A 22,402-nucleotide genomic window follows, 5' to 3' on the forward strand; every position below is an offset into this window, starting at 1 on the left:
GTGGGAGGTCTATGACAGGGATTTATGCTCTTGTACATATGGCGGTGGACTTATCCTGCGCCTTTCTGGTTTACACATATGTGTTGGGAGGAGAGCAGTGGTACTTATGGCTGCTTCTTTATAATTTCTGCGCGTTTGCCCTGCAGATGCCGATCGGGGCGGCGGCCGACCGGTTGGACCGCAACAGCTGTGTGGCTGTGGGAGGCTGTGCCGGTGTTCTGGCCGGGCTGCTGCTCGGAATCGCGGGATTTCCGGCCGGAGCTGCCGTTGTGGCCGGAATTGGCAACGCCTGCTTTCATGTGGGCGGCGGGATCGATGTCCTGAACCGCAGCGAGAGGAAAGCGGCTCCGCTGGGAATCTTTGTGGCTCCCGGCGCGCTGGGGATATTTCTGGGAACCATGCTCGGCCGGGCCGGAACGGAGGCGGCTGTGTGGATCGGCGGTCTTTTGATTCTTTCGGCGGTGGTGATCCGCGCGGCTGCGGGAAGAGAGAAGCTGTGGCTTACATCCGGCAATGCGCCGTTTTCCTTCTCTGTGCCGTCAAGCTCTGTGCCGTCAAGCTCGATGCCGTCCAGCTCTGTGCCGTCAGGCAGGACACTGATGGCGGCTGCCTGTTTCCTGGCGGCAGTGATTCTGCGGTCCTACTCCGGTATGATACAGAATTTCCCATGGAAAGATACACTGGCGGGAAGCGGTTTCATTCTGGCTGGTGCTGTTGTGCTTGGAAAGATGGCGGGAGGCGTTTTAGCCGATAAGTTGAGCATTCAGAGAACTGCCTTCCGTTCCATGTGCGCGGCTGCGGTGGGATTTCTCTGCCTGGTTTATCCGGCTGCGGGGATTCTGGCAGTATTTTTCTGGAATATGTCCATGCCGCTGACCCTGTGGGCTGTTTCAAAGGTATTTCTGGGGGCGAAGGGCTTTGGCTTCGGTCTGCTGACATTCGGCCTTTTTGTGGGATTTTGCCCGGCCCGGCTCGGCGGAAGCAGCGTCGGAGGCCCGGTACAGTCCGGCATCCGGTTTATGGCGGGAAATGCCTCCTCTCCGGTCGGTATGGCTCTCATGGCGGTGGTGTCCCTGCTGCTTCTGGGCTGGGGACTTAAGCAGGTGGCGGAGTGATGGGGCTGTGGATTGTTCCCGTTCTGCTGGTGTCGCTGGGGCTTACGGCTGCTTTGGAGGAAGGCTTCGGCTGGCTGGCCGGTGTGCGGGACCGATGGGATATGCTGCTGGTTTTACTGGTTAATCTGCTGACGAATCCGGCTGTGGTATTTCTCTACTATGTGAACTGTCTGTATCTGGGCTGGAACCGTACCGTAATTACTGTAGGACTGGAGGCGGCGGCAATTGCAGTGGAAGCGGTGTGCTATAAGGCCGCGGCAGGGAACATACGGCATCCCTGGCTCTTTTCGATTGGCGCGAACCTGTTTTCCTTTACGTTGGGAGCGATGATTACACGATACATTTAAGCGTCGGACAGAGATGAATCAGATTAAGTGAAGCAGAAAGCGAGGCGGAGATTATGAAAATAGAGATTGGAACATTAAGACCTATCCGGGAGGCAGCCGTATTCCTTCTGGCTCTGGCGGCGTTACTGCTGCTGACGCCGGGAAAGAGAGCGGCAGCCGATGTGATCTGGACGCCGGACGATTCTTTTTACGACCAGCATTACGAAGACTGCGATTACGAGGGACGCCGTTATTACGCCAATGGCGCCGACGGATATGTGACGGTCATGGAGAGTCCCGAGAAGAGAAATGTCCTTGATATCCTTGCCAATGGCCCTGTTCTGTACGTGTCCATGACGTATGACAAGGGCATGTCCGGGAAATGGGGACTGGTCCAGTACGTTTTAAATGACGAAGGACAGCCGGCGGAAGACTACAGCTGGGATGAGGGCGCCACCGTGGGCTGGATTAAGATGGAAGAACTCTTAAGTGTATACGACGGTTACAGCTTTGCCGAAGAGCACAGGGCAGAGATTCAGGAGACGGATGAGGGTGCGGCGCCAAAGGTGGTCATGCCGGATACGGGGACCATCTATCTCTGGGAATATCCAGGCTCGGAGATTTCATACGGAACGCTGGAATCCATGGAGAGTGAGATATCCATCGATCAGACGTACCAGGATCCGGGCGGAGATATTTGGGGCCATTCGGGCTATTATTTCGGCTATAGGAATTTCTGGATTAACTTAAGCGATCCGGGTGAGGCAAATCCGGAGTTGAAACCGCAGGAAAAACCGAAACTTATCCCTCCAGCAGATCGTAAAACGCTGGAAAGCCTTCCAAAGACAGGCAGATCCGGCCTGGGACTGCCCCTCACCGTGGCGGGGCTGATCGTCCTGACCATTGTCCTGACCGCGCTCGTAATCCGATTTATGGCGGTTAAAAAGAGGGCTGAGGAAAAAACGGCGGACGGCGGGCGGAAAGAATCTTAAAAAGGCCGCAGGAGTAGGAAATTCCATGGTAATTTTGTAAGAAAATAGTAAAGCAAAGATACCTTTCTTGTGGTAGAATGGAAACAGACTAAAGCTGAAATAACACAAGGGAGGTATTTTTCATGTCAGAAACTACGAACATTCTGGTGGTAGATGATGAAAAAGAGATTGCTGAGCTGGTAGAGATCTATCTGGTCAGTGACGGATATAAAGTATTTAAGGCTAATAACGCCATGGACGGATTGGATATTCTGGATAAAAATGAGATCCATCTGGTTCTGCTCGATATTATGATGCCGGGCATGGACGGGATGGAGATGTGCAGAAAGATCAGAGAGACAAACAACATACCGATCATCATGCTGAGCGCCAAGTCCACCGATTTAGACAAGATCATGGGACTGGGAACGGGAGCCGATGACTACGTGACGAAACCGTTTAACCCGCTGGAGCTGACGGCCCGTGTGAAGTCCCAGCTGCGCCGCTACACCCAGTTAAACCCCAACAGTGCGGTGAATGAGAAGGCGGGCAACGAGATTACCATCCGCGGACTGATTATCAACAAAGACAACCACAAAGTGACCGTTTACGGGGAAGAGATCAAGCTGACCCCGATTGAATTCGATATCCTCTATCTTCTGGCGTCCAATCCGGGCCGTGTGTTCAGCACGGATGAGATATTCGAGAAGGTGTGGAATGAAAAGGTATATGAGGCCAATAACACGGTCATGGTACATATCAGACGTCTGCGCGGCAAGATGAAGGAAGACACAAGGCAGAATAAGATTATCACCACAGTGTGGGGGGTAGGATACAAAATTGAAAAATGATATGAACCGGCGCTTCCGCACCCGTGTGATAACAAATATTTTTTACAGCGCGGTCGTTACCGTCCTGATCGAGGTCTTTCTCGTTACCAACGTATCTCTGATCGCCACCTATATGGACAATGCGGGAATCGATAATTTCTTTATATCGATTCTCGTCTCCTTTGACGTGGTGGTTATTCTGATGTATGTGCTCTTTGGTATCCTTGTCTTTACTGTCACTTTCATGATTCTTCAGGAAAAGTCGCTCCGCTATATCACGAAGATTTCCGATGCCATGCAGAACATTTCCGAAGGGGATTTGAACGTTACGGTGGAGGTGGAAGGAGACGACGAGTTCTCTTCCATGGCTGCCAACTTAAATAAGATGGTAGAAGACTTAAAGGAGCTGATGGATAAGGAGAGAGAGTCCGAGCGGACGAAGAATGAGCTGATTACCAACGTGGCCCATGACCTGCGGACTCCGCTTACCTCCATTATCGGTTACTTAGAGCTGCTTTCCGGCGACGTGAAGCTGGAACCGGAGATACAGAAAAAGTACATAAATATCGCATATGTGAAGACGAAGCGTCTGGAGAAGCTGATTGAAGACTTATTTGGGTTTACAAAGATGAATTACGGAAAGCTTTCCATGCATGTTGGCCAGGTGGATGTGGTGAAACTGCTGAGCCAGCTGCTGGAAGAGTTCTATCCCAGTTTTGTAGACAAGAATTTATCGTATGAACTTCAGAGCAACGTCCCCGTCAAGGTGATTACTGCAGATGGGAATCTGCTGGCCCGGCTTTTCGATAATCTGATTAACAACGCCATCAAATACGGCGCGGATGGAAAACGGATCATGGTGAAGCTGCACGCGGATGATGAGATTGTCACGGTTTCTGTTATCAACTATGGCTATGTGATCCCGGCGGATGAACTGCCGCTTATCTTTAACAAGTTTTACCGTGTGGAGCAGTCCCGTTCCACCAACACGGGGGGAACCGGACTTGGCCTTGCCATCTCGAAGAATATCGTGGATATGCACGGCGGTTCGATCACCGTGACCAGCGATTTATCCGGTACGGTATTTACGGTGAAACTGAAAGTGAATTTTGACGTTAACAAGGAAAACTTTGGAAAGATAGGATGACAAAAGTATGAGATTCAGAAAAAATACCCTCGTATGGGCGGTGATACTGAGCATGGCAGGCAGTGTTTTACTGCCTGCCTCCTGTGTAAATGCCTATGCTGCGCAGAATATGACAGAGCCGGCGAACAACTTAAATACCGAGTCCGATATTTATCTGGCGTCGTCACCGGTCGTGATGGACGTGACTTACGGATATGACGGGGCGGCCAAGAGCGGCCGCTATGTGCCGGTTCAGATATCCCTGGCCAATCAGGAGCAGAAGGCGTTTGAAGGGACTCTTCGAATCCAGGCAATGGAGTCCGATTATGAGATTTATGATTACGATTACCCGCTGACCCTGTCCGCAGGGGAGAACCTGGAGAAGACCCTGGACATTCCGGCAGGCAGAGGTGAGATTCTGTATGTAAAGCTGTTCGATGGAAATGGCACGGAGCTTGTACGCAAACGTCTGAGAATCAATGTGAGCCGCGAAGTCGCAGAGCTGTATGTGGGCATCCTTTCCGATTCTCCGGACAGCTTGAACTATTTAAACGGTGTGGGCGTCAATTACAGCTCGGTCAGGACGAAGACATTTAATCTGACGGCGGATACCATGCCGGATAAGGCTGTCGGGATGGATCTGCTGGATGTACTGCTGATCACGGATTACGATACGAGAAAGCTTTCAGACAGCCAGACTGACGCTGTCTGGGAGTGGGTCAGAGGGGGCGGAACGCTGTTAATCGGAACCGGCGGCCGCGCCAATGATACGCTGGCGGCGTTCCGTGAGGAGATTGTCGAGACGGCATTTCCCACGCCGGATGTGCGTTCCGTGGATATGGGCGTGGAATATGCCACCGACGGCCCGGGAGATTCCTTTATCAATCTGACCTGCGCCGACATCTCGTTAAAGGGCGGCACTGAAGTGCTGGCCAATGACGAGTTTCCGGTTCTCACATCGACTCCGAAAGGAAAGGGACTGGTGGGAGTCGCCGCCTATGACTTCGTGGATATCTCGGACTTCTGTGAGACACAGCGTTCCTACGTGGATAAGCTTCTGACTGCGCTTTTGGGAGAAGATAAGCTGAACAACTTATCCTCCTATCTCTATTACGGCAATTCCAGCAAATACTGGTCGGTTCAGGGCATTTTGAATACAGGCAATGTAGATAAGCTTCCGAATATGCCGCTGTATGTGATTGTGATTCTCGGTTATATCATTCTGGTAGGACCGGGGCTTTACCTGCTGTTAAAGAAGCAGGAGCGGAGAAGATTTTACCGGACGGGGGCGGTCGTTCTGTCCCTTACCTTTGCGGCGGTCATCTACCTTATGGGAGTCGGAACCCGGTTTAAGAATACGTTCTTCACCTACGCCACGATTCTGGATACGTCGGAGAAATCCATCGATGAATATACCTACATCAACATACGGACTCCGTATAACAAACCGTACGCGGTTTCACTGGATCCGGGCTATGACCTGCTTCCCATAACCAGAAGCTATTATTATGATATGACGCCGGTGCCCAAGTTTACAGGCACGGAGGAGAGCAGGGTGCGGGTCGAGTACGGGTTGAATGAGACAAAGATATCTGCTCAGAACGTGGTTGCCTTCACTCCCAAATATTTCTCGCTTGTGAAGAAGAGTCCCAACACCGAGCACCAGGGACTTACGGGGAATGTCACTCTGTTTGACGGCCAGATAAGCGGTACCGTGACGAACCGGTACTCGTTCCCGGTGGAAAAGGTAGGAGTGATGATGTTCGGCCAGATGATCGTGATCGATGAACTGGGGCCGGGAGAAACGATGTCGCTGGACGGTCTGAAGGTCATCAATTATCCGCTGAACAGCTCCTATTTAATTGCGGAGCGTGTGACGGGGGGCTATCAGTATGAGAAGCCGGATATCGAGGATGAGAACTACATGCTGGCACTTTCCCGGGCAAACATCCTGGGCTTCTACCTCGACACGTATGCCTCTGTCTACAGTCCGGAGGCGCGGATCGTGGCGTTCAGCAGAGAGCAGTCTGACAGCAACTTCCTGGCAAAGGGTGACTTCGATACCTACGGCATGACCATGTTCACCTCTGCCCTGGATATCAGCACGAAGAAGAACGGCTATACCTGCCGTTCGGCTCTGATGAAGGCGCCTCACGTCGTGAGCGGCCAGTATTACGCGGCCAGCAACTCTGTCTACGGCATGGACCCGACGATTTTAGAGTACTCCCTGGGGAATGACATCGAGGTGGAGAGCCTGACATTTGAAAAGATTTCGGATGAATTCCTGGAAGGTGAGAAGAACAATGGATTGTCTATGTTCAGCGGAAGCCTCTATTTCTACAATCACGATACGGGAATTTACGATCTGATGGATACCGGAAAGAGCGTCTACGCTGCAGATGAACTGGAGCCTTATCTGTCTCCTGGAAATACGATGACAATCAAATATATCTTTGACAACAACACGGATTACAGCTGGGTGACACTGCCGATGCTGACCGTCATGGGAAAGGATAAATGATGCTGGAGATCAGAAACTTAAAAAAGACATTTGGAAAATTTTATGCGCTGAACGGCCTGGACATGGACATCGGCGATGGAGCGCTATACGGATTCGTGGGGCCCAACGGAGCCGGAAAGACGACAACCATCAAGATTATGACCGGACTTTTAGAGGCGGACGAGGGGCAGGTGCTGATCGACGGTGTGAATGTAACCGGCGGCCTGTCCCAGCTGAAGCTTAAAATCGGATATGTGCCGGATTTCTTCGGCGTATACGACAATTTAAAGGTCAGTGAATACATGGAGTTTTTCGCCTCCTGCTATGGAATAGGCGGATTAAAGGCGAGAACGCGTTATATGACGCTTCTGGAACAGGTTGGACTGGAAGACAAGGTGAATTTCTATGTGGACGGCTTATCCCGCGGTATGAAGCAGAGGCTGTGCCTCGCCAGGGCGCTGATCCACGATCCGTCCCTTCTCGTCATGGATGAGCCGACCTCCGGACTGGATCCGAGAACCCGGTTTGAATTCAAGGAGATCCTAAAAGAACTGCGGGAGCAGGGAAAGACGATCCTGATCAGCTCCCATGTCCTCTCCGAGCTTTCCGAACTCTGTACGGACATCGGGATCATCGATCAGGGAAAGATGGTCTTAAGCGGCAGCATGGAAGCGATCCTGCGCCGGGTTAATACCTCAAATCCGCTGATCATTTCCATTCTGGGGAGCAAGGAGAAGGCGCTGACGATTTTAAAGAGCCAGCCCTGCGTACAGACCATTTCCGTAAAGGAAGGCAATATCATGGTCCAGTTCGTCGGGGACGAGGAGGATGAGGCGGTTCTGCTTCAGCAGCTGGTGGATGCGGAAGTGATGGTGCACGGGTTTATCCGTGAACCGGGAAGCCTGGAATCCTTATTTATGCAGATAACTGACCACGATGTAGAAAAGGCGGTGTTAGTACATGAAAATGAATCCGGTATATAAAAGAGAGACCACGGTCAGCTCCAGAAGCTTCAGGCTGGCACTGATCATCATGGTGTTTAACGGAATTCTGGCCCTGGTGGCCCTGCTTAACATGTATTCCGTGGTTGCGAGAGTAAAGATAACGGCGGAGATCCAGTACTCCTCCTTCCTGAATCTGTATGTATTTGTAAGCGTGGTAGAGTTCGTCATGCTGATGTTCATCATGCCGGCTCTGACTGCCGGAAGCGTCAGCGGAGAGCGGGAGCGTCAGACGCTGGATTTGATGCTGACAACGACGATGAAGCCGTCGGAGATTATATTGGGAAAGCTGAGCGCATCCTTTTCGACCATGTTTATTCTGATCGTATCCAGCTTTCCGCTGCTGGCCGTGTCCTTTGTATACGGCGGCATCACGTTTTATGACGTCTGCCTGCTTCTCCTGTGTTATGTGGCGGTAGCACTGCTCACTGGGAGCATGGGAATCTGTTTCTCGGCCATTTTCAAGCGTTCCACCATTGCGACGGTGGTAACCTACGGTATTCTGATACTGATTGCGGCGGGAACGTATGCGGTTAACGTGTTTGCACTTTCCATCGCCCGCATGAACATGAACAACACCTACATAAGCTCGGTTGGTTCCATGACGGAGCAGGCGAATTCCGGCGGATTCTTATATCTGCTGCTCCTGAATCCAGTCGCCACATTTTACGTGATGATTAACGGTCAGGCAGGAGATAACCAGGTCACCGGAAGCTTAAGCCGATGGTTTGGCCCGCATCCGGAGAATTTCATCATGAATTACTGGGTGGTCATAAGCATCATCATCCAGCTGGCTCTGTCTGCGATCTTCCTGCTGGTCGCTATTCGCGCCATCAATCCGGTCAAGAGAAAACCGGTAAAACAGCAGAAGGTAAAGAGTAAGGTGGGGGTGAGTGTTCCGGCGGCTGGCGGCCAGTCTTAAGGCGAAGCGCCGTGTCACGGTTTGGCTCATTCCCTGCAAATAAAGACTTTGAACGTGGCTGTTGGACACAAAATACGTGTGTCCGCTGGCCGCGTTCATTTTTATAGCTTGTATCCAGATTGCAGAATGCGGGAATATCAGGGATTGGCCGGACACGCTCTCTGCAAAATTTAAAAAATAAGAGGAGAAAACATATGCTGACAATTGGATGTCATTTATCATCTTCGAAAGGTTATCTTGCCATGGGAAAAGAGGCTGTGAAGATTGATGCAAATACGTTTCAGTTTTTTACCAGGAATCCGCGGGGAACGAAGGCGAAGGCCATCGATGAAAATGACGTGGAACGGTTCCTGGCATTTGCCAAGGAGAACGGGATCGAGCGGATCCTGGCCCACGCTCCTTATACGCTGAACGCCTGCTCTGCGGATGAGCATCTGCGAGAGCTTGCGAGAGATACGATGGCGGATGACTTGAGGCGTATGGAGTATACGCCCGGCAACTGCTATAATTTCCATCCGGGAAGCCATGTGGGACAGGGGGCAGAGGCGGGGATCGCGTTCATTGCGGATATGCTGAACCAGATTTTGAAACCGGAGCAGCGTACTACGGTTCTCCTTGAAACCATGTCCGGGAAAGGAAGCGAGGTGGGCCGTGAATTCGAAGAACTGCGGGAGATATTAGACCGTGTGGAGTGTAAGGAACGCATGGGCGTCTGCCTCGATACATGCCATGTGTGGGACGGAGGTTATGATATTGTAAATGATTTGGAGGGCGTCATTGGGAAGTTTGACAAGATCATCGGTCTGGAAAAGCTGAAGGCCATTCATTTAAATGACAGTCTGAATCCGCTGGGTGCCCATAAGGACCGCCATGCGAAGATCGGGGAAGGCTGTATTGGGGAGGAAGCGCTGAAGCGCGTGGTAACGCATCCGGCTTTAAAAGATCTGCCGTTTTATTTAGAGACACCGAATGAGCTTCCCGGGTATGCCAGGGAGATTGCAGTCATGAGAGAGGCAAGCAGATAAAAAATAACTTATAGTTAAAAAACAAAACCATGAATTAAAAGACACTCAATTGTATACCAGTTCGAAGCCTGCTATAATAAGACCATGAAGGGCCCTTCTTCATAGAAAACAGGAGGGATTATGTATGGCAATGAATGCGGTAATACGTGAAAAACGAAAAGAACTGGGACTGACCCAGGAGAAGGTTGCGGAGTATTTAGGAGTATCTGCGCCAGCCGTGAATAAATGGGAAAAAGGGATCACCTGCCCTGATGTTTCGTTATTGCCTGCGCTGGCCCGTCTGCTGAAAACGGATTTGAATACGCTGCTCTGCTTCAAGGAGGAATTGACGGAACAGGAGATCGCCGGATTCTGTGTAGAGGTGGCGGAGGCGGTCCGCGCGGATGGAATGAGCGCGGGTATCAGGCTGGTGCGGGAAAAGGTACAGGAATATCCTGCATGCGGTCCGCTGATTCACAGGGCTGCGATGGTGTTAGACGGAGCGTGGTTTATAAACGGTTCGTGTTCTGAGGAGCGGGAGGAGTATGCGGAGGAGATTCTCTCTCTGTATGAGCGAGCGGCGGAGTGCGGTGATGAGAAAGTCGCCACCGGCGCCCGGTTTATGCTGGCATCGAAATATATGGTTCGTATGGAATATGAAAAGTCACAGAAGATGCTGGATTTGCTTCCGGAAAGAAACCATATGGATAAACGTCAGATCCAGGCGAATCTCTATATCAGGCAGGAAAAGCTTGATGAGGCGGCCCGCCTGATGGAGCAGACACTCATCACGCGGCTGAATGAGCTGGAGGGCGTGCTCTTAAGCCTCGCTGAAATTGCAGTGAAAGAGGGACGGCCGGAGGACGCCACAGACATAGGGGAACGCTGGAAGGCCGTTGCGGAGCAAATGGGACTGTGGAACTATAACGGGCTGGTAATCGCGCTGCAGGCGGCACTCGACCGGGAAGATGAGGCACAGAGCGTCAGAATGATCAAAGAACTTTTGAAGGCGGCGGTAACGCCGTGGGAGATGAATAACTCGCCTTTATTCCGGCATATTCCGGTTAAGGGTGTCCCGGAAACTTATACGAAGCAAATCATTCCGCCTATTTTATACGAATTCGAGAATAGCTCAAAATACGACTTCCTTCAGAGCAATGAGGAATTCAGGCAGCTGATCGAGCAGTACCGAAAGTAAAAAATCGTAATAGAAAATTTTGTAGATGGATGGAATCCCGGTATGGTATACTATACTCATATCGGGATATTTATTGTATAATAGGAAAGTATTCCTATTACACAATAAGCCCTCCGGGCAGGAGGCGCATTCTTTATTCTAATAAACGTGACAGGAGGCACCAACATGGGAATTATAAAAGCAGTTACGACCGCGATCAGCGGTTCACTGGCAGACCAGTGGCTGGAGGTCATTGAGTCAGGTAATATGGGAGATCAGACAGTCTTCACCAGCGGCGTGAAAATCCGCAGAGGGTCCAACACGAAGGGAACGGATAATACGATTTCCGACGGTTCCGTCATCCACGTGTACCCCAATCAGTTCATGATTCTGGTAGATGGAGGCAAGATTATCGATTACACCGCGGAAGAGGGATATTATACCGTCAAGAATTCCTCCCTGCCATCCCTGTTTAACGGACAGTTCGGGGAGGCGCTTAAAGAGTCCTTTGACCGTGTGCGTTTCGGCGGCGAAACTCCTACGTCTCAGAAGGTCTATTTTATCAACCTGCAGGAGATCAAGGGAATCAAGTTCGGAACCCCGAATCCGATTAACTATTTTGACCAGTTTTATAATGCAGAACTGTTTCTTCGTGCCCACGGTACGTACTCGATCAAGGTAACGGATCCGCTGTTATTCTACGCCGAGGCTATTCCGAAAAACAAGGCAAGAGTCGAGGTAACGGATATCAATGAGCAGTATTTGTCCGAATTTTTAGAGGCGCTGCAGTCCTCCATTAATCAGATGTCGGCTGACGGGATCCGCATATCCTATGTGGCTTCCAAGGGCAGAGAGCTGGGCAATTACATGGCGGATACTCTGGACAGTCAGTGGAAGGCCATACGAGGCATGGAGATTCAGTCTGTAGGTATTGCCAGCATCTCGTATGATGAAGAGTCCAAGAATCTGATTAATATGAGAAACCAGGGAGCTATGCTGAGCGATCCCGGCGTGCGGGAAGGCTATGTTCAGGGATCGGTAGCCAGAGGCATGGAGGCAGCCGGAAGCAATGCGCACGGCTCCATGGCTGGCTTTATGGGCATGGGTGTCGGTATGAACGCGGGAGGCGGCTTCATGGGCGCAGCTTCCAATGCGAATTTACAGCAGATGCAGATGAACCAGATGGCAGGAGCGCAGCCGACGCAGGGCGCCGGCCAGGCAGGCGGCAATGGCCCGATACTGGGAACCGGAACCCCGTCCTTTGTACAGCAGGCGTCTGAGGCCAGACAGGCAGCAAGCCAGTCAGGTGACTCATGGACCTGTAAATGTGGAAATGTCAACACAGGAAAATTCTGCCCGGAATGCGGAGCTCCCCGGCCAACCGGTCCATGGACCTGTGAATGCGGAACTGCCAACAATGGAAAATTCTGTTCGGAGTGTGGAAAACCAAGACCATGAGTGCGACCATAACATATAAGTGTCCGAACTGCGGCGGTGGCCTGCAGTTTGATCCTGACAAACAGAAATATGCATGTGAATACTGTCTGTCTGAGTTTACTCAGGAAGAGCTGGAACGGCTGAGCCCGGAAGCATCGGCCGATCAGACCGGTTTTCCGTCCGCCGGTACGGCCGGAGAGGAGACGCAGGAGGACCGGAAAATGGAAGGGACCCCTGTCCTTTACACCTGTCCCAGCTGCGGCGCGGAGATCGTAACCGATGAGACTACTGCGGCCACCATGTGTTATTACTGTCACAATCCGGTAATTCTTTCCGGAAAGCTGTCAGGAGAGTATAATCCGGACTATGTCATCCCCTTTCAGCTGGACAGAGAAAAAGCGACCGCCATATTTTCCCAGTGGATGAAGAAAAAAAGATATGTGCCAAAAGCCTTTTATTCAGAGGACCAGATCCAGAAGATGTCCGGTGTGTATTTCCCGTATCTGATGTACAGCTGCCGGGTGGAAGGAGAGCTGGAGGCCCGGGCCGACAGGCTGCGAATCTGGGTGAGCGGACGGTATCAGTATACAGAGACCCAGACATACGATATTTTCCGGGAAGGCGACATGGAAGTGAGCCATGTCACCCGTAATGCTTTAAAAAAGGCAAACAGAGAGCTGGTGGAGGGGGTTCTGCCCTATGATATGGAGAAGTTGGAACATTTTACCCCCGGTTATCTGTCAGGCTTTGTTGCAGAGCGGCGCGATATGGAGGAACAGGACTTTTCCGCTGACGTATACGGCGAGGTTCGCCAGTTTGCTCTTAATTCCCTAAAAGAAAGTGTTGGAACGTATGACCGGGTCAGCGTTCGCCGATCGGACGCGCAGCTGAGAGATGAGAAATGGGAATACGCCCTTCTTCCGGTCTGGACACTCACCTATCATGACCAGGCTAAAAACGAGATGTACTATTTTACCGTCAATGGACAAACGGGAAAAGTTTGTGGAAAACTTCCGATTGATAAGACGAAATTGTTGATACTGTTTGCAGAAATTTTCTTCCCGGTCTTTTTATTCATGCTTTTGATGGGGTATCTGATATGATGAGACGACAAAGAAATGGTGAATCCGTATACATAAAAAACGGGAGTCAGCTGCTTCGGCTGCTGCTCTTTGCCACGGCGATTCTCTTTCTGGCTGGATTCTGCATGGTGTCCACAGCCTGGGCCTCCGGGAACTCTGACCTGGCAGAAGGTAAAACCAGAGTCTTCGATCAAGCAGGACTGTTCAGCGAGGCGGAGAAAAGTTCCATGGAAGAAGAGATTACCTCCATGCGGAAAGACATGAACATGGACGTGGTGATCGTCACCACGGATGATGCAGGTGGAAAGTCGGCCGAGAGGTACAGTGAAGATTTTTACACTAACGGAAATTTCGGAACGGGAAAAGACTACAGCGGTGTGATATTCCTGATTGATATGGATAACCGGGAGCTGTATATCGCTCCTGTAGGAACGATGAACCGTTTTTTGACGGATAAGCGGTGGAATACGATTTTAGATAACGCCTATGAGGGTGCATCGAATGGGGACTATGCGGCCAGTGCCGAAGCATTTTTAGCGGGTGTCCGCAAATATTACACGGCCGGAATACCGGGCGGTCAGTACAACTACGACCGCGACACCGGTAAAATCAGCGTCTACCGCAGCATAACCTGGCCAGAGGCCGCGTTAGCCCTGGCGGTGGCCCTGCTGGCGGCCATAAGCCCCTGCATTGGTGTCAGGAACCGCTATGCGATGAAGAAAGAACGGAGGCAGGCTGAAAATTACTTAAAAGCCTACCGGGCAGACTGCCGCTTCCGTTTTTCTGCCAATACGGATAATCTGGTCAATAAGACCGTCACCCATATTGTGATTCCAAAGAATACTTCCAGCGGTCATTCCGGGGGCGGTGGGTCCTCGTCCGGCCGCAGTACGACTCATTCCTCCGGAGGACGCAGTTTTGGCGGCGGAGGAAGAAAGTTTTAGTATGTGGATAAAAATACCGGTATAGCCCGGTCGATTTCTAAAGTATCCGCGGTCACGATACAGTCATAAGCAAGAATATGGACGCCGGCCTCATGGGCCAGGCACAGCGCATCCCCGAACTGGGGATGCGTTTTTTGATTGGGAGTAAACTCCCGGATTCCCTTCATCTGGATTACAAACAGGACATAGGCCTCATATCCTGCCTTTACCGCTTCTGCCAGTTCCAGAATGTGCTTGATGCCCCGCTCGGTCGGCGCGTCGGGGAACATGGCGACGCCGTTCTCCTCCAAAGTTACACCTTTAACTTCCATAAAGGCAGGTTTCGTACAGCTCTGAAAAGCAGAGGCGGAAGAGGAGGCAAAAACCATATCAAAAGCCAGATCGAACCGGGATTGTCCATAGGTGACCTCCCTGCGAATATTGGCCAGTCTGAGCGCCGGCTGAAACTTTTCACTGTCATAGCCGTTCACCGGCAGTGTTGGCGCCTGCTCCATGGCATGAAGCCATTCCGCTGCCACCTGATTCGGAGCCTGGGAATCCATGTTGATAAGCAGGAGTTCTCCGTTTCGTTCCTTCAAGACCCCGATCAGCGAGTATTCCGTCTTTCTGCCCAGTGCCGCGGCCTCCGGATGAAACTGAAGTATTACCGCAGCGCCCGGCAGAAGCAGCTCTCTGCACCGTCCCGTGTTTTTTACATGGCAGACTACGGTTTCCTCCTCACCGCCCGTCTCTCGCCGGATAGCCACATGGGCGATAAAGCGGTTAGGCCGGCTTATAAAAGTACCCTGTATCATATGTTCATATCTCATGGTTAAAATATATCCTTTCTATACGCCTCGCAGACTATTCCTAGCATACCACATCACGTGACAAAAATAAATTGAAATGTAATGTCCTCAAACTAAAAACATATGTCCGTACTATGAAAACTTTTTTGCGGTTTCTGGTTGCACCTTCAAACAAAGTATGCTACAATTCTGGCAAGGTTTCAGACCAAAAGCATGAAAATACGGCTGAATTACAATATGTAAGAGTAAGAAAGGAAAGAGACATCATGGAATTATCCTATCAAAGCACCCGCGGCGGCGAGACCGGTGTGACGGCCTCCCAGGCAATCTTAAAGGGGCTGGCAGACGACGGCGGCTTATTTATGCCGACCTTTATCCCAAAGCTTGATAAAACGATGGAAGAGCTGGCAGGCATGACGTATCAGGAGACCGCCTATGAGGTGATGAAGCTGTTCCTCACCGACTATACGGAAGAAGAACTGAAGAACTGCATCGCCAGAGCGTATGACAGCAAATTTGACACCGGGGAGATCGCTCCTCTGGCAAAGGCGGATGGCGCTTATTTCCTGGAGTTATACCACGGGAGCACAATCGCATTTAAGGATATGGCTCTTTCCATTCTGCCGCATTTAATGATCACTGCCGCTAAGAAAAATCAGGTAAAAAACAAGATTGTAGTTTTGACAGCAACCTCCGGCGACACCGGTAAGGCCGCCATGGCTGGCTTTGCCGATGTGGAAGGAACAGCCATCATTGTCTTCTATCCAAAAGACGGCGTAAGCCGCATTCAGGAGCTTCAGATGGTGACGCAGAAGGGGGATAACACTCACGTAGTGGCAATCCACGGTAATTTCGATGATGCCCAGACCGGCGTGAAGAAAATATTCGGAGACAAGGCGTTTGCGGCTGCGCTCGCCGAAAAAGGCTGCCAGCTTTCCTCTGCGAATTCCATCAATATCGGCCGTCTCGTTCCTCAGGTTGTATATTATGTGTATGCCTATGCAAAGCTTCTGGAGGCCGGCGAGATCGAAGCAGGGGAGCAGATCAACGTGACGGTGCCTACCGGCAACTTCGGCAATATTCTTGCGGCTTATTTGGCAAAGGAGATGGGCGTCCCGGTGAAGACCCTGATCTGTGCTTCCAATGAGAATAAGGTTCTGTATGACTTTTTCCGCACGGGTACATACGACAGGAACCGCGATTTCATCCTGACGACCTCCCCATCCATGGATATTCTCATTTCCAGCAACTTAGAGCGCCTCATCTATTTAAGTGCCGGCAGCGATGCTAAGGCCAATGCAGCCCTGATGAAGGAATTGAGCGACAAGGGAAGCTACACGGTGACAGAAGAGATGCGCGGGTTCATGAAAGATTTTCTTGGAGGCTTTGCGTCGGAAGAAGAGAACCGTGCCACGATTAAAAAGATCTTCGAAGACACCGGGTACTTAATTGATACCCACACAGGTGTCGCAGCGTCTGTATACAATCATTATAAAGAAGATACAAAGGATCCTGCCAAAACCGTTATCGCGTCCACAGCCAGCCCGTATAAGTTCTCAGGAAGCGTTCTGGAGGCCATCGACGGCGTTCGGCCGGAGGAAGATGAATTTGCCATTGTGGACCGTCTGGCAGAGCTGTCAGGCGTTGCCATCCCGCAGGCTGTAGAGGAGATCCGTACAGCGCCTGTGCGCCATACCGCGGAGTGCGGAATTGATCAGATGCAGGCCACGGTAGCCGGGATTCTTTCGGTATAATCGAAAAGATGATGGTCGGAAAAGGCGATATGTAAGAAAATATGTAAGATTGTTATAAAAATCACAATTCAAAAAATATTTATCTTTGCAAATGACGCGAAATGGTATATAATGATGTAGAAATGAAATAAATATAAATCGAATTGGAGGTTTGTGATATGTTAGTTTCAGCAAAAGAAATGCTTGAAAAAGCAAGAGACGGAAAGTATGCTGTTGGCCAGTTCAACATCAACAACCTTGAGTGGACCAAAGCGGTCTTACTGACAGCAGAAGAACTGAAATCCCCGGTCATCCTTGGTGTATCCGAGGGTGCTGGTAAATACATGACAGGTTACAAGACAGTATCAGCGATGGTAAAGGCGATGATCGGTGAACTGAACATCACAGTTCCGGTAGCTTTACATCTGGATCACGGCAGCTACGAAGGCTGCTATAAATGTATCGAGGCAGGATTCTCCTCCATCATGTTCGATGGCTCTCACTATCCGATCGAAGAGAACGTTGAGAAGACGAAAGAACTCGTAGCAGTATGTGCAGAGAAAGGCATCTCCTTAGAGGCAGAAGTCGGCTCCATCGGCGGCGAGGAAGACGGCGTAGTTGGAATGGGTGAGTGTGCAGATCCGAACGAGTGCAAGCAGATTGCAGATTTGGGTGTAACCATGCTGGCTGCCGGTATCGGCAACATCCATGGCAAGTATCCGGAGAACTGGGCTGGATTAAGCTTTGAGACTCTGGCTGCCGTAAAAGACAAAGTAGGCGATATGCCGTTAGTACTTCACGGTGGTACAGGCATTCCTGAGGATCAGATCAAGAAAGCGATCAGCCTCGGCGTAGCCAAGATCAACGTAAACACAGAGTGCCAGCTGTCCTTCGCTGACGCTACCCGTAAATACATCGAAGCAGGCAAGGATTTAGCAGGCAAGGGCTTTGACCCGCGTAAACTTCTCGCACCTGGAACGGAAGCAATCAAGGCAACCGTCAAAGAGAAGATGGAATTATTTGGTTCCGTGGGAAAAGCTTAAGTTTGAATAATCCTGAATTCTTAAAAGCAATTATTAAAAAAAATACTTGCATTTTTGAGAGAAATGGTTTATTTTAATTAAGGAACGATGGCGTTCTCCTGACAGCAGGAGGGCGCCATTTCTGGTATCATAGGAATGTTCGCCCTATAAAACCAGAACCCTCCGGGGGAGGCGCACTCTGCGCCGGAGCGAGAGTCCGGAGTGACGGACTTAATCTGTCACAGATGATTGCGCGCATAACCAGGAAAAAAGAGGAGACTCGAGAAGTCTAAATCACAGACCAAATGAGAGGATGGAAAATTTATGAGCGAAGTAGTAAATGTTGCCGAAATCTTCGGTAAAAACGTATTTAACGAAACCGTCATGAGAGAGCGCTTGCCGAAATCCGTTTTCAAGAAATTAAAGAAGACGATCGAAGACGGAGCGGAACTGGACCCGTCCATCGCTGATGTTGTTGCACATGCGATGAAGGACTGGGCAATTGAGAGAGGCGCGACCCATTATACCCATTGGTTCCAGCCGCTGACCGGTATTACAGCCGAAAAGCATGACTCCTTCATTTCAGCACCGACCTCCGAGGGAAAAGTCATCATGGAATTCTCCGGAAAAGAGCTGATCAAGGGCGAACCGGACGCTTCCTCCTTCCCATCAGGCGGTTTGAGAGCCACCTTTGAGGCGAGAGGCTATACTGCATGGGATTGTACTTCACCGGCATTTTTAAGAGAAGACGCCATCGGCGTAACCCTTTGCATTCCCACCGCGTTCTGCTCTTATACAGGAGAAGCCCTGGATAAGAAGACACCTCTTTTAAAATCCATGGAGGCTGTTGACGAGCAGGCATTGAGAATTTTACGATTATTCGGCAACACCACATCCAAACGTGTGGTCCCGTCCGTAGGGGCGGAGCAGGAGTATTTCCTGGTTGACCGTGAAAAATATTTACAGAGAAAAGACTTAATTTACGCAGGCCGCACCTTATTCGGCGCCATGCCTCCCAAGGGGCAGGAGCTGGAAGATCATTATTTCGGAGCCATCCGGGAGCGTGTCGCGGCATATATGAAGGAAGTCAACGAAGAGCTCTGGCGCTTAGGCGTTCCGGCCAAGACCCAGCATAACGAGGTTGCGCCGGCTCAGCATGAACTGGCGCCGATCTACGAGCAGGTCAATGTAGCCGTAGATCATAACCAGATGGTAATGGAAACCTTAAAGAAGGTGGCCGGCCGCCACGGCTTAAACTGCCTGCTTCACGAAAAACCATTTGCCGGAGTCAACGGTTCCGGAAAACATAACAACTGGTCCCTGACCACAGAAGACGGAATCAACCTGTTAAATCCAGGTGAGACCCCTCATGAGAACATTCAGTTCCTTCTGGTGCTGTCCTGTATCTTAAAGGCCGTTGACCGTCACGCCGATCTGCTTCGTGAATCGGCGGCAGACGTTGGAAATGATCACAGACTCGGCGCCAACGAGGCACCGCCCGCTATTATTTCCGTGTTCATCGGTGAACAGCTGGAGGACGTGGTCGATCAGCTTTGCAGCACCGGCGAAGCCACCCATTCCAAGGTGGGAGGCACATTAAAGACGGGAGTCAAGACACTGCCTGATTTATTCAAGGATGCGACCGACAGAAACAGAACATCCCCGTTCGCCTTTACGGGCAACAAATTCGAATTCCGTATGGTAGGTTCCTCTGATTCCATTTCTTCCCCGAACGTGGTATTAAACACCATTGCGGCGGAGGCGTTCAAGGAAGCGGCCGACATACTGGAAAAGGCGGAGGATTTCGATACAGCGGTACATGATATGATCAAAGAGCAGCTGGCAGCCCATAGAAGAATCATCTTCAATGGAAACGGCTATGCGGACGCATGGGTGGAAGAGGCCGAGAAGAGAGGCCTTCCGAACATCAAATCCATGGTGGAAGCGATTCCGGCCCTTACCACAGAAGCATCAGTCCGGATGTTTGAAGCGTTCAACGTATTTACGAAAGCCGAACTGGAATCCCGTGTTGAGATCGAATATGAGGCATACAGCAAGGCAATCAACATCGAGGCCAGAACCATGATCGATATGGCCGGCAAGCAGATTATCCCGGCGGCCGTCAAATATGCGACCATGCTGGCCGATTCCTTAAGCAAAGTACAGACCGCCTGCCCGGAGGCCGATGTGAGCGTCCAGGCCGAACTTCTGACAGAGACCTCCGCCTATCTTTCTGATATGAAGGTAGCGCTGGCAAATCTGATCGATGTAACAGAGAAATGCGGCATCATCGAAGACAATAAGGAGCAGGCCAATGCCTACCACGATATCGTAGTCCCGGCCATGGAAGCGCTCCGCGCTCCGGCGGATAAGCTTGAGATGATGGTCGATAAGGAATTATGGCCGATGCCAAGCTATGGAGATCTGATTTTCGAAGTATAAGGGAAAATAAAAAAAGAACCGCCCCCTGTCTGATGAACAGGGAGGCGGTTCCTTTTTTGCAGCCGAAGCTGCTTTTCAATGTCTTACTTATTTAATTCCAGGCCCGATCTCTTTCGTTGGAGACGTTGTCTGACTGCTGTCAGCCGGGGATTCCTGTGTTGCATTGCCGGCACTCTGTCCATTCTGTGGTGCATTGCCAGCGTTCTGTCCGTCCTGTGGTGCACTGCCGGCGTTCTGTCCATCCTGTGCAGCACCTTCCACCGGTTCCTCTACCTTAGTGCAGACGCCGTTTGCGTCGACGGTATAATCGACACCGTCAAAATCGAGGGTAGTGGAAGCCGCCATCTTGCCGTCAGCAGGATTTAAGTAGTAGAGCTGCCCGTTGATCTCCGTGAGACCCGTGACCATGGCGCCGCTGCCGTTGAAATAGTACCATGCGCCGTCAACCTCGCGCCAACCAACGGTCATCTTTCCGGAAGAGGTGCTCAAGTAGTACTTTGCGCCGCCGTCCTCCAGCCAGCCAGTCTGCATTCTGCCATCCTGGTTTAAGTAGTACCAGTTTCCGTCCGGATTGATCCATCCGCGGGCCGTATCGCCGCCCTGATTGAAATAGTACCATGTGCCGTCCAACTGCCGCCATCCGGTAGCCGCCGCGCCGCTGTCGGTCAGGAAGTATTTTTTATCACCTTCCGTATGCCATCCGGTTACCATGGAGCCGTCGCTGTTTAAGAAATACTTTGTGCCATTCTGATCCAGCCATCCGGTAGACATAATACCTGTATCCTGAAGGAAATACCATTTTCCGTCCAGCTGCTTCCAGCCGGTAGCCATCTTTCCAGAAGCCTCATCAAGATAATAATACTGATTCATCTGCTGAAGCCATCCCGTCTTCATGGTACCGTCGTTGTTTAAGAAATAACGTGAGCCGTTATCATCCAGCCATCCGGTACTCATCGCACCACTGGCATTGAAGAAATACCATTTGTCGGAAAGCTGTTTCCAACCAGTCACCATGCGTCCGGTCGTGTCGTCGAGATAATAGTTAAGTCCCAGCTTCTCCAGCCACCCGGTAGAAGCAAGGCCTTCGCCGTTCATATAGAACCAGCCGGTCCCGTCATTGATCCAGGCGTCCTTCTGCATCTGATAGTTCTGGTAATAATACGTCTTGTCCCCGATGGTCCTCCAGAGATTCCCCGGGAGATAGGGAGTTAAGTCCTTGTAAAGGAAATTGATATCAACATTACCGCTGATGCCCTCGATGGATCCGGTGCTGGTAGCCTGCCACATGATCGGATCGGAGAAGTTATGTTTTACCTCGTAGCGGGCCACCCACACGTCATAGTGCATGTTTGTCATATCGATCTTATTGGCCAGCCAGTAGTCGTTGGCATAGACCATGGGATAATACCCGGCCGCCTCCACCCGTTCGCAGAAGGTGTTGATGATCTCCGTGACCTGTGCTGGCGGAAGAGAACCCAGTGTGGAGCTGTCCTCCGCGTCAAACGCGATTGGAAATGAAATCGGATAATCCTTTACCAGATCGAGGACGAAATCCGCCTCCTCCACAGCCATCTGCGGTGTGGTTGCCAGTGAATAAATGTAGGCGCCGACCCGTACTCCGGCATCGGAAGCCTCCTTCACATTTTTGTGGAAATAGGGGTCTACCGCCCCTTTTGACCGGGTACCCAGCATGACGAATTCCACATCGTCAGCGGCTACTGTATTCCAGTCAATATTGCCCTGCCACCGGGATACGTCGATTCCTCTTGCCACGACGCCGTCGATCACGGTTCCATCCAGCATCTGATAATACCCGTTTACCCGTTCATAGCCCGCAGCGTAGGCGGGCGGGGCGGAGTACAGGAATGCTCCTGAACAGCCCATGACGGCGCTGAGCGCTGCCGCCGTAATTCTTCCAGTAATTCTTCTGTGTTTCAAAGTGTCAGCCTCCTCATCCTTGCAGTCAGTTGTTCCGATAAAAC

General features: G+C 51.1%; 18 protein-coding genes. 16 read left to right on the forward strand and 2 right to left on the reverse strand.

Annotated features, from left to right (window positions below; translation table 11 throughout):
- Window positions 1-11: 11 nt before the first annotated feature.
- The 13 genes from H8S75_RS18850 to H8S75_RS18910 all read left to right on the forward strand — a co-directional run bounded on the left by H8S75_RS18850 (window position 12) and on the right by H8S75_RS18910 (window position 14,435).
- Window positions 12-1,115 carry an MFS transporter gene (locus H8S75_RS18850; RefSeq protein ID WP_187022958.1) on the forward strand — a complete coding sequence of 368 codons (1,104 nt, stop codon included), beginning with the start codon at window positions 12-14 and terminating at the stop codon, window positions 1,113-1,115.
- Window positions 1,115-1,462, forward strand: coding sequence for a hypothetical protein (locus tag H8S75_RS18855; RefSeq protein ID WP_207729178.1), 348 nt, complete (start codon window positions 1,115-1,117; stop codon window positions 1,460-1,462). The genes H8S75_RS18850 and H8S75_RS18855 overlap by 1 nt, the downstream gene beginning before the upstream one ends.
- A 53-nt stretch (window positions 1,463-1,515) precedes the next feature.
- Window positions 1,516-2,433 carry a cell wall anchor protein gene (locus H8S75_RS18860; protein ID WP_243270337.1) on the forward strand — a complete coding sequence of 306 codons (918 nt, stop codon included), beginning with the start codon at window positions 1,516-1,518 and terminating at the stop codon, window positions 2,431-2,433.
- Between the two features lie 122 nt (window positions 2,434-2,555).
- Window positions 2,556-3,263 (forward strand): response regulator transcription factor, encoded by a 708-nt coding sequence (locus tag H8S75_RS18865; protein WP_002601661.1) that lies wholly within the window; start codon window positions 2,556-2,558, stop codon window positions 3,261-3,263.
- Window positions 3,253-4,389: a sensor histidine kinase gene (locus tag H8S75_RS18870; RefSeq protein ID WP_187022960.1), complete on the forward strand. Its 1,137-nt coding sequence runs from the start codon at window positions 3,253-3,255 to the stop codon at window positions 4,387-4,389. The genes H8S75_RS18865 and H8S75_RS18870 overlap by 11 nt, the downstream gene beginning before the upstream one ends.
- Window positions 4,390-4,396: 7 nt before the next feature.
- On the forward strand, window positions 4,397-6,889 hold the full coding sequence (locus H8S75_RS18875) for a DUF8725 domain-containing protein (protein WP_187022961.1): 2,493 nt from the start codon (window positions 4,397-4,399) through the stop codon (window positions 6,887-6,889).
- Window positions 6,889-7,851: an ABC transporter ATP-binding protein gene (locus H8S75_RS18880; protein WP_187023044.1), complete on the forward strand. Its 963-nt coding sequence runs from the start codon at window positions 6,889-6,891 to the stop codon at window positions 7,849-7,851. Before H8S75_RS18875 ends, H8S75_RS18880 begins: the two co-directional genes overlap by 1 nt.
- On the forward strand, window positions 7,829-8,791 hold the full coding sequence (locus tag H8S75_RS18885; RefSeq protein WP_187022962.1) for an ABC transporter permease: 963 nt from the start codon (window positions 7,829-7,831) through the stop codon (window positions 8,789-8,791). The genes H8S75_RS18880 and H8S75_RS18885 overlap by 23 nt, the downstream gene beginning before the upstream one ends.
- A gap of 194 nt (window positions 8,792-8,985) precedes the next feature.
- The gene (locus H8S75_RS18890) at window positions 8,986-9,816 is read left to right on the forward strand and encodes a deoxyribonuclease IV (RefSeq protein WP_187022963.1); all 831 of its coding nucleotides are present in this window, start codon (window positions 8,986-8,988) and stop codon (window positions 9,814-9,816) included.
- 124 nt (window positions 9,817-9,940) lie between these two features.
- Window positions 9,941-10,993 (forward strand): helix-turn-helix domain-containing protein, encoded by a 1,053-nt coding sequence (locus H8S75_RS18895; protein ID WP_187022964.1) that lies wholly within the window; start codon window positions 9,941-9,943, stop codon window positions 10,991-10,993.
- Window positions 10,994-11,158: 165 nt separating this feature from the next.
- Window positions 11,159-12,430 (forward strand): SPFH domain-containing protein, encoded by a 1,272-nt coding sequence (locus H8S75_RS18900; RefSeq protein ID WP_187022965.1) that lies wholly within the window; start codon window positions 11,159-11,161, stop codon window positions 12,428-12,430.
- Window positions 12,427-13,512: a TFIIB-type zinc ribbon-containing protein gene (locus tag H8S75_RS18905; protein ID WP_187022966.1), complete on the forward strand. Its 1,086-nt coding sequence runs from the start codon at window positions 12,427-12,429 to the stop codon at window positions 13,510-13,512. Before H8S75_RS18900 ends, H8S75_RS18905 begins: the two co-directional genes overlap by 4 nt.
- The gene (locus tag H8S75_RS18910; RefSeq protein ID WP_187022967.1) at window positions 13,509-14,435 is read left to right on the forward strand and encodes a TPM domain-containing protein; all 927 of its coding nucleotides are present in this window, start codon (window positions 13,509-13,511) and stop codon (window positions 14,433-14,435) included. Before H8S75_RS18905 ends, H8S75_RS18910 begins: the two co-directional genes overlap by 4 nt.
- Here H8S75_RS18910 and sfsA read toward each other — a convergent pair.
- Window positions 14,432-15,244 (reverse strand): DNA/RNA nuclease SfsA, encoded by an 813-nt coding sequence (sfsA, locus tag H8S75_RS18915; protein ID WP_187022968.1) that lies wholly within the window; start codon window positions 15,242-15,244, stop codon window positions 14,432-14,434. The genes H8S75_RS18910 and sfsA overlap by 4 nt on opposite strands.
- 245 nt (window positions 15,245-15,489) lie before the next feature.
- Between sfsA and thrC the strand changes: the two genes are divergently transcribed.
- The 3 genes from thrC to H8S75_RS18930 all read left to right on the forward strand — a co-directional run bounded on the left by thrC (window position 15,490) and on the right by H8S75_RS18930 (window position 20,420).
- Window positions 15,490-16,977, forward strand: a complete 1,488-nt coding sequence (gene thrC, locus H8S75_RS18920; RefSeq protein ID WP_187022969.1) for a threonine synthase — start codon at window positions 15,490-15,492, stop codon at window positions 16,975-16,977.
- A 158-nt stretch (window positions 16,978-17,135) separates the two neighbouring features.
- On the forward strand, window positions 17,136-17,999 hold the full coding sequence (gene fba / locus H8S75_RS18925) for a class II fructose-1,6-bisphosphate aldolase (protein WP_156834068.1): 864 nt from the start codon (window positions 17,136-17,138) through the stop codon (window positions 17,997-17,999).
- A gap of 303 nt (window positions 18,000-18,302) precedes the next feature.
- Window positions 18,303-20,420, forward strand: coding sequence for a glutamine synthetase III family protein (locus H8S75_RS18930; RefSeq protein ID WP_187022970.1), 2,118 nt, complete (start codon window positions 18,303-18,305; stop codon window positions 20,418-20,420).
- Window positions 20,421-20,507: 87 nt separating this feature from the next.
- Here H8S75_RS18930 and H8S75_RS18935 read toward each other — a convergent pair whose 3' ends face one another.
- Complete coding sequence (locus tag H8S75_RS18935; RefSeq protein WP_187022971.1) at window positions 20,508-22,358, reverse strand: GH25 family lysozyme; 1,851 nt, start codon at window positions 22,356-22,358, stop codon at window positions 20,508-20,510.
- Window positions 22,359-22,402: the final 44 nt, after the last annotated feature.

It is taken from the genome of Hungatella hominis (genome assembly GCF_014288005.1).
Taxonomy (GTDB): domain Bacteria; phylum Bacillota; class Clostridia; order Lachnospirales; family Lachnospiraceae; genus Hungatella; species Hungatella effluvii.